Source organism: Streptomyces sparsus, assembly GCF_054776295.1.
Map to the genome: position 1 here is coordinate 1 of NZ_BAAHCA010000171.1, position 7,323 is coordinate 7,323.

Consider the following 7,323-nt stretch of genomic DNA (forward strand, 5'->3'; position numbering starts at 1 on the left):
GGTTCCTCACCGCCCTGCTGGCCGAGGCCGCCGACCCGGAGCACCCCGAGCTGCGCCCGCTGCTGACCGGGCTGCCCGTCGCCGGGTTCAACGGAACGCTGGGCCGCCGGTACGCCTCCGCGGAGTCCGCCGCGGGCGCCGGCCTGGTGCGGGCCAAGACCGGCACGCTCACCGGGGTGAACTCGCTGGCCGGCACGGTGGTGGACGCCGACGGCCGGCTGCTGGCCTTCGCGTTCCTCACCACCGGGACGACCGACCCGTACGGCGCCCAGGCCGTCCTGGACCGGCTGGCCGCCACCGTCGCCGGCTGCGGCTGCCGCTGACCCGGGCGCCGCGCGCCCGGTCGGGGGCCCGGTGAGCGGCGTACGGCTGTGTGCTCCCGGGCCGAACCCGTACCGTGAAGTCATGACGAGCTTCGGTGGTATGGAGATGGTCGACTGGAATCTCGCGGTCACGACCGCGACCCGGCTCGTGCGGTCGGGGCCCGAGGTCACGCCCGAGGAGGCCCGGGCCGTGGTCGCCGAACTGCGGCGGCACGCGGTCTCCTCCGAGGAGCACGTGCACGGCTTCACCCGGATGACCCCCGCTCCGGAGATGGGTGACACCCCGGTCCTGGTGGTGGACCGGGCGGGCTGGATCAAGGCCAACGCGGCCGGCTTCCAGGAGCTGCTGGCGCCGCTGATGGACCGGATGCGGGAGCGCCGCGGCTCCTCGCCCGCCGGCCTGGTGTTCGGCGCGGTGGGCGGCAAGGTGACCGGCGTGGAGCTGGGCATGCTGCTGTCGTTCATGGCGTCCCGGGTCCTCGGGCAGTACGAGACGTTCGCCCCGGCCACCCGCGAGCTGCCCGCCGGGCCGGGCCGGGGCGGTGGGCGGCTGCTGCTGGTGGCGCCCAACATCGTGCACGTCGAGCGGGAGCTGGACGTCGACCCGCACGACTTCCGGCTGTGGGTGAGCCTGCACGAGGAGACCCACCGCACCCAGTTCACGGCCGTTCCGTGGCTGCGCGACCACCTGCGCGGTGAGATCCAGTCCTTCCTCGGCGAGACGGAACTCGACCCCACGACGCTGGTGGAGCGGCTGCGCAAGGCCGCGCAGGCGGCGACCGGCAGCCGCGGCGACGGTGACGGCGACGGCGGCACGGACGACGCGTCGGACGAGGGCCGCAGTTTCGTCGACCTCGTGCAGACGCCCGCCCAGCGGGACATCCTGGGACGGCTCACCGCGGTGATGTCGCTGCTGGAGGGCCACGCCGACTACGTGATGGACGGGGTCGGGCCGCAGGTCGTGCCGTCCGTCGCGGAGATCCGGGAGAAGTTCCAGAAGCGGCGGCAGAGCGGCGCAGGCCGCCTCGACCAGGTGTTGCGCAAGGTCCTCGGGCTGGACGCGAAGCTGCGGCAGTACCGGGACGGCGAGCGGTTCGTGCGGGCCGTGGTCGACGAGGTCGGCATGGACGGCTTCAACCGGGTGTGGACCTCCCCGAACACACTTCCCACGAAGGCGGAGATCGCCAAACCGGCGGACTGGGTGGCGAGGGTGCACCGGAAAGCCGAATCATGAGCCGAATCGACCCGTGAATCACCCGTCCGAGGGACCGTGAGGGGCCCTGGCCGCGTGCAATGCTCGGAGGAATGGCGCGTCTCTGTCACCATCGACGCACTCAGCGTGACAGCAGCGTGACGAGGTGCGGAATGCGGTTCGCGGTGCCCCGGCACCCCTGACCACGGCCGACTGCCGCCCTCGTCCCGCTGCGCCCCGCCCCTGCCACCCGTCCATCGAGTTCAACCGGTCGTTCCCCCCGAGGAAGTGAAACGGACATGGGTCCTCACCCCGCGGTCGCCGCGATACGCCTGGCGGTCCGCCGCGTACTCCACGAGATCCTCAGCGAAGTCCCCAGCGAAGCCCTCAGCGCACCCGCCCGGGCCGGACTGACCGTCGGCGCCCAGGGCGCGGCGACGCCCCCGCCCCCCGCCGGTTCCCCCGCCACCGACACGGCCGGCCCCGCCACCGACAGCCGACCGCTGGTACTGGTCGCCTGCTCCGGCGGCGCCGACTCCATGGCCCTCGCCTCCGCGCTCGCCTTCGAAGCCGCCCGGCTTGAGGTGCGGGCCGGCGCCGTCACCGTCGACCACCAGCTGCAACCCGGCTCCGACCTGCGCGCGCTCGACGTCGCCGACCGGCTCACCGCGCTCGGCCTCGCCCCCGTGGAGGCCGTCACGGTGGCGATCGGCAGGGGCGCGGGCCCCGAGGCCGCGGCCCGCGACGCCCGCTACGCCGCACTCGACGAGGTCGCCGACCGGTACGGCGCCGCCGCCGTGATGCTCGGCCACACCCGCGACGACCAGGCGGAAACCGTTTTGCTCGGCCTGGCCCGCGGCTCCGGCACCCGCTCGCTCTCCGGCATGGCCGCCGTCTCCGGCTCGCTCACCGGCCGCCCCGGCGCCGAGCGCCGGTACCGCCGCCCGTTCCTCACCGTGGACCGGCAGACCACCCGCAAGGCCTGCATGGTCCAGTCGCTGCCGGTGTGGGACGACCCGCACAACGCCGACCCGGCGTACACCCGCTCCCGGGTCCGGCACGAGGCCATGCCCACCCTGGAGAAGGCGCTCGGCAAGGGCGTCATCGAAGCCCTCGCCCGTACCGCCCAGCTCTCCCGCGACGACGCCGACGCGCTCGACGCCTGGGCCGCCGAGGCGATGCGCACCGTGAGCCTCGTCCCCGAACCGGCCACCGAGGACGACCAGGCGCACACGACCCGGGCCGGCCACACGCTCGACGTGGCCCGGCTCCACGCGCTGCCCCCGGCCGTCCGCCGTCGGGTACTGCGCCGGGCCGCCATCTCCGCGGGCGCTCCGGCGGGCTCGCTGTTCGCCCGGCACATCGAGGAGACCGACCGCCTGGTCACCGGTTGGCGGGGGCAGCGGGCCATCAACCTGCCCGGGCGCGTGGAAGCCCTCCGGAGGGGTGGCACACTGGTCATTCGGCAGAGTGACATCTGAGCGCACATCCGAGCGACTAGCGAGAGCAGCACGGTGGACGACAAGGACATGGGCGCCGACCTCAGTTCGGTGCTCATCACCAAAGAAGAGATCGACGCGAAGCTGGCCGAGCTGGCCGCGAAGATCGACGCGGAATACGCGGGCCGTGACCTGCTGCTCGTCGGGGTGCTGAAGGGCGCCGTGATGGTGATGGCGGACCTGGCGCGGGCACTGTCCACCCCGGTGACCATGGACTGGATGGCGGTGTCCTCCTACGGCGCCGGCACCCAGTCCTCCGGGGTGGTCCGCATCCTGAAGGACCTGGACACCGACATCAAGGGCCGCGACGTCCTGATCGTCGAGGACATCATCGACTCCGGTCTGACGCTGTCCTGGCTGCTGTCCAACCTCGGCTCCCGCGAGCCCGCCTCGCTCAACGTCTGCACCCTGCTGCGCAAGCCGGACGCGGCCAAGGTGGACATCGACGTGAAGTGGGTCGGCTTCGACATCCCCAACGAGTTCGTCGTGGGCTACGGGCTCGACTACGCCGAGAAGTACCGCAATCTGCCGTTCGTCGGCACGCTCGCCCCGCACGTCTACGGCGGCTGAGACCGCCGCGCGGCCCCGGCGGCGGGGACTCCCGGGAACATCCGGCCGGTTCCCGCCGTTGGAGCAGCAGAAGCCCGGACAGTTGACCGCGCCCGGCGGCGGCGGGCGACAATGCTGGGGTACCGTCCGAAGGTCGGTCTTTTCAACTCACTATGGCAGGAGGGACGGGGCGTTTACGCCTCGTGTGGATGGACGTGAAGCGATACTTCCGTGGGCCGGTCATGTGGATCGTGCTGGCCGTCCTCGCCGTGGTCGTGTTGATGCAGGTCGTCGGGTCATCCGAGGGCTTCAAGACAGTGGACACCGGCCAGGTCGTTCAGGCGATCAACGAGAACAAGGTCAAGTCCGCGAAACTGACGACCGGTGACGAGCAGACCATCGAGGTCGAGCTCAAGGACGGCGTCAAGATCAACGACAGTGACAAGATCAAGGCGAGCTACATCGACGACCAGGGCTCGGAGCTCGCCACGACCCTGCAGTCCAAGTTCCAGGACAAGCAGCTGCGGGACGGCTACACCGTCTCGCCGGAGAAGCAGAATCCGTTCGTCGGCATGCTGCTCTCCCTGCTCCCGTTCCTGCTCATCATCGTGGTCTTCCTGTTTCTGATGAACCAGATGCAGGGCGGCGGCTCGCGGGTGATGAACTTCGGCAAGTCCAAGGCGAAGCTGATCACCAAGGACACCCCGAAGACCACCTTCTCCGACGTCGCGGGTTCCGACGAGGCCGTCGAGGAGCTCCACGAGATCAAGGAGTTCCTCCAGGAGCCCGCCAAGTTCCAGGCCGTCGGCGCCAAGATCCCCAAGGGCGTGCTGCTCTACGGCCCGCCCGGCACCGGCAAGACCCTGCTGGCCCGTGCGGTCGCGGGTGAGGCCGGAGTGCCGTTCTACTCGATCTCCGGTTCGGACTTCGTGGAGATGTTCGTCGGTGTCGGCGCCAGCCGGGTCCGCGACCTCTTCGAGCAGGCCAAGGCGAACGCCCCGGCGATCGTCTTCGTCGACGAGATCGACGCCGTCGGCCGGCACCGCGGCGCCGGCATGGGCGGCGGTCACGACGAGCGCGAGCAGACGCTGAACCAGCTGCTCGTCGAGATGGACGGGTTCGACGTCAAGGGCGGCGTCATTCTCATCGCCGCCACCAACCGTCCCGACATCCTCGACCCGGCGCTGCTGCGCCCGGGCCGCTTCGACCGGCAGATCGCCGTCGACCGCCCGGACATGCAGGGCCGGCTGGAGATCCTCAAGGTCCACCAGAAGGGCAAGCCGGTCGCCCCGGACGTCGACCTGTCGGCCGTGGCGCGCCGCACCCCGGGCTTCACCGGCGCCGACCTCAACAACGTGCTCAACGAGGCCGCGCTGCTGGCCGCCCGGTCCAACGCCAAGCTCATCGACAACCACTTCCTGGAAGAGGCCATCGACCGGGTGGTGGCGGGACCGCAGAAGCGGACCCGGATCATGAGCGACAAGGAGAAGAAGATCACCGCGTACCACGAGGGCGGACACGCCCTGGTCGCGGCGGCCTCACCGAACTCCGACCCGGTGCACAAGATCACCATCCTGTCCCGGGGCCGCGCCCTGGGTTACACGATGGTGCTGCCGGAGGAGGACAAGTACTCCACCACGCGCAACGAGATGCTCGACCAGCTCGCCTACATGCTGGGCGGCCGGGCGGCCGAGGAACTGGTCTTCCACGACCCGACCACCGGCGCCGCCAACGACATCGAGAAGGCGACGGCCACCGCGCGGGCGATGGTCACGCAGTACGGCATGACGGAGCGGCTGGGCGCGATCAAGTTCGGCTCCGACCAGTCCGAGCCCTTCCTGGGCAAGGAGATGGGCCACCAGCGCGACTACTCGGAAGAGGTCGCCGGGCTGGTGGACGAAGAGGTCAAGAAGCTGATCGAGACCGCGCACAACGAGGCCTGGGAGATCCTGGTCGAGAACCGCGACGTGCTCGACAACCTCGTCCTGGAGCTGCTCGAGAAGGAGACGCTCAACAAGGAGGAGATCGCCGAGATCTTCCGGTCCATCGTGAAGCGCCCGGCCCGCCCGGCGTGGACGGGATCGGCCCGGCGCACCCCCTCCACCCGGCCGCCCGTCTCCTCCCCGAAGGAGCTGGCGCTCACCAACGGCACACCGACGCTGGAGAAGGGCCGGGAGATCGGCCCGACCGAGACGGTCGCCGAGCCGGAGCCGCGCGACAGCTGACCTGCGGAGCCGACGGCGCCGACGAGGCCCAGCTCACAGCAGTACCGGAATATCGGCCGCGCCCCCAGGGATTTAACCTGAGGGGCGCGGCTTTTTCCGTGCACACGTGCGAGGAACGAGGCAATCCATGACCGACCCGGTGACGCTCGACGGCGAAGGCCAGATCGGCGAGTACGACGAGAAGCGGGCGGAGAACGCCGTTCGCGAGCTGCTCATAGCGGTCGGTGAGGACCCGGACCGCGAAGGCCTGCGGGAGACCCCGGCGCGAGTCTCCCGTGCCTACCGGGAGCTGTTCGCCGGGTTGCGGCAGCGGCCCGAGGACGTGCTGACGACGACGTTCGACCTCGGCCACGACGAGATGGTGCTGGTCAAGGACATCGAGGTGGTCTCCACCTGCGAGCACCACCTGCTGCCCTTCCACGGCGTCGCGCACGTCGGCTACATCCCGGCGACCAGCGGCAAGATCACCGGGCTGTCCAAGCTGGCCCGGCTGGTGGAGGTGTTCGCCCGCCGCCCGCAGGTCCAGGAGCGGCTGACCACGCAGATCGCCGACTCGCTGACCCGCATCCTGGAGCCGCGCGGTGTCATCGTCGTCATCGAGTGCGAGCACATGTGCATGTCGCTGCGCGGGGTGCGCAAGCCGGGCGCCAAGACCACCACGTCCGCGGTCCGGGGGCAGCTGCGGGACGCCACCACCCGCTCCGAGGCGCTCAGCCTGATCCTGTCCCGCTGACACCCCGGTCCCGCGCCCCCGCCCGGCTTTCCAGGGCGTGCGCGGTGCGTCCGGCCCGGCGCGGAGCGCCTACGCTGGAGCCCATGAGCACGCAGCCCGACCTTCGCCCCCAGGTCCCCGGACTGCCGGCCCTGGACCGGTGCGCGGTCATGGGCGTGGTGAACGTGACCCCGGACTCCTTCTCCGACGGCGGCCAGTGGTTCGACACCACCACCGCCGTCAAGCGCGGCCTCGACCTCGTCTCCGAGGGCGCCGACCTGGTGGACGTCGGCGGTGAGTCGACCCGGCCGGGCGCCACCAGGGTCGACGAGGCCGAGGAGCTCCGGCGGGTGGTGCCCGTCGTCAGGGGCCTGGCCGGGGAGGGCGTCGTCGTCAGCGTGGACACCATGCGGGCGTCGGTGGCCGAGCAGGCGGTCGCGGCGGGCGCGCGGCTCGTCAACGACGTCAGCGGCGGCCGGGCCGACGCCCGGATGGTGCCGACGGTCGCCGCCGCCGGGGTGCCCTACGTGGTCATGCACTGGCGCGGGCAGTCGGTGGACATGAACGACCGGGCCGTCTACACGGACGTGGTGGCCGAGGTGCTGGCGGAGCTGCGGGAGGGCGTGGCGCGGGCGGTGGCCGGCGGCATCGGCCCGGAACGGCTCATCGTCGACCCGGGCCTGGGCTTCGCCAAGCAGGCCGAGCACGACCTGGCCCTCGTCGCGTCGCTGGACCGGCTGCGCGGTGAGCTGGCGCTGCCGATGCTGGTGGCTGCCTCCCGGAAGCGGTTCCTCGGCCGGGTGCTGGCCGACGACGGCCGCAC

General features: G+C 71.4%; 7 protein-coding genes. All 7 read left to right on the plus strand.

Annotated features, from left to right (window positions below):
• On the plus strand, positions 1–323 hold a 323-nt coding region (locus ACYVE9_RS11045), incomplete at its 5' end, for a D-alanyl-D-alanine carboxypeptidase (RefSeq protein ID WP_461027603.1).
• 82 nt (positions 324–405) lie between these two features.
• A complete protein-coding gene (locus ACYVE9_RS11050; protein ID WP_461027604.1) occupies positions 406–1,557 on the plus strand; it encodes a zinc-dependent metalloprotease in 1,152 nt (383 codons plus the stop codon).
• Positions 1,558–1,814: 257 nt separating this feature from the next.
• The gene (gene tilS / locus ACYVE9_RS11055) at positions 1,815–2,996 is read left to right on the plus strand and encodes a tRNA lysidine(34) synthetase TilS (protein ID WP_461027605.1); all 1,182 of its coding nucleotides are present in this window, start codon (positions 1,815–1,817) and stop codon (positions 2,994–2,996) included.
• 48 nt (positions 2,997–3,044) lie between these two features.
• Complete coding sequence (gene hpt, locus ACYVE9_RS11060; protein ID WP_461027609.1) at positions 3,045–3,584, plus strand: hypoxanthine phosphoribosyltransferase; 540 nt, start codon at positions 3,045–3,047, stop codon at positions 3,582–3,584.
• A gap of 188 nt (positions 3,585–3,772) precedes the next feature.
• Positions 3,773–5,788 carry an ATP-dependent zinc metalloprotease FtsH gene (ftsH, locus tag ACYVE9_RS11065; protein ID WP_461027606.1) on the plus strand — a complete coding sequence of 672 codons (2,016 nt, stop codon included), beginning with the start codon at positions 3,773–3,775 and terminating at the stop codon, positions 5,786–5,788.
• Positions 5,789–5,915: 127 nt separating this feature from the next.
• Positions 5,916–6,521 carry a GTP cyclohydrolase I FolE gene (gene folE, locus ACYVE9_RS11070; protein ID WP_461027607.1) on the plus strand — a complete coding sequence of 202 codons (606 nt, stop codon included), beginning with the start codon at positions 5,916–5,918 and terminating at the stop codon, positions 6,519–6,521.
• A gap of 83 nt (positions 6,522–6,604) precedes the next feature.
• Positions 6,605–7,323, plus strand: a 719-nt coding sequence (gene folP / locus ACYVE9_RS11075) for a dihydropteroate synthase (protein ID WP_461027608.1), incomplete at its 3' end; no start/stop codon positions are given.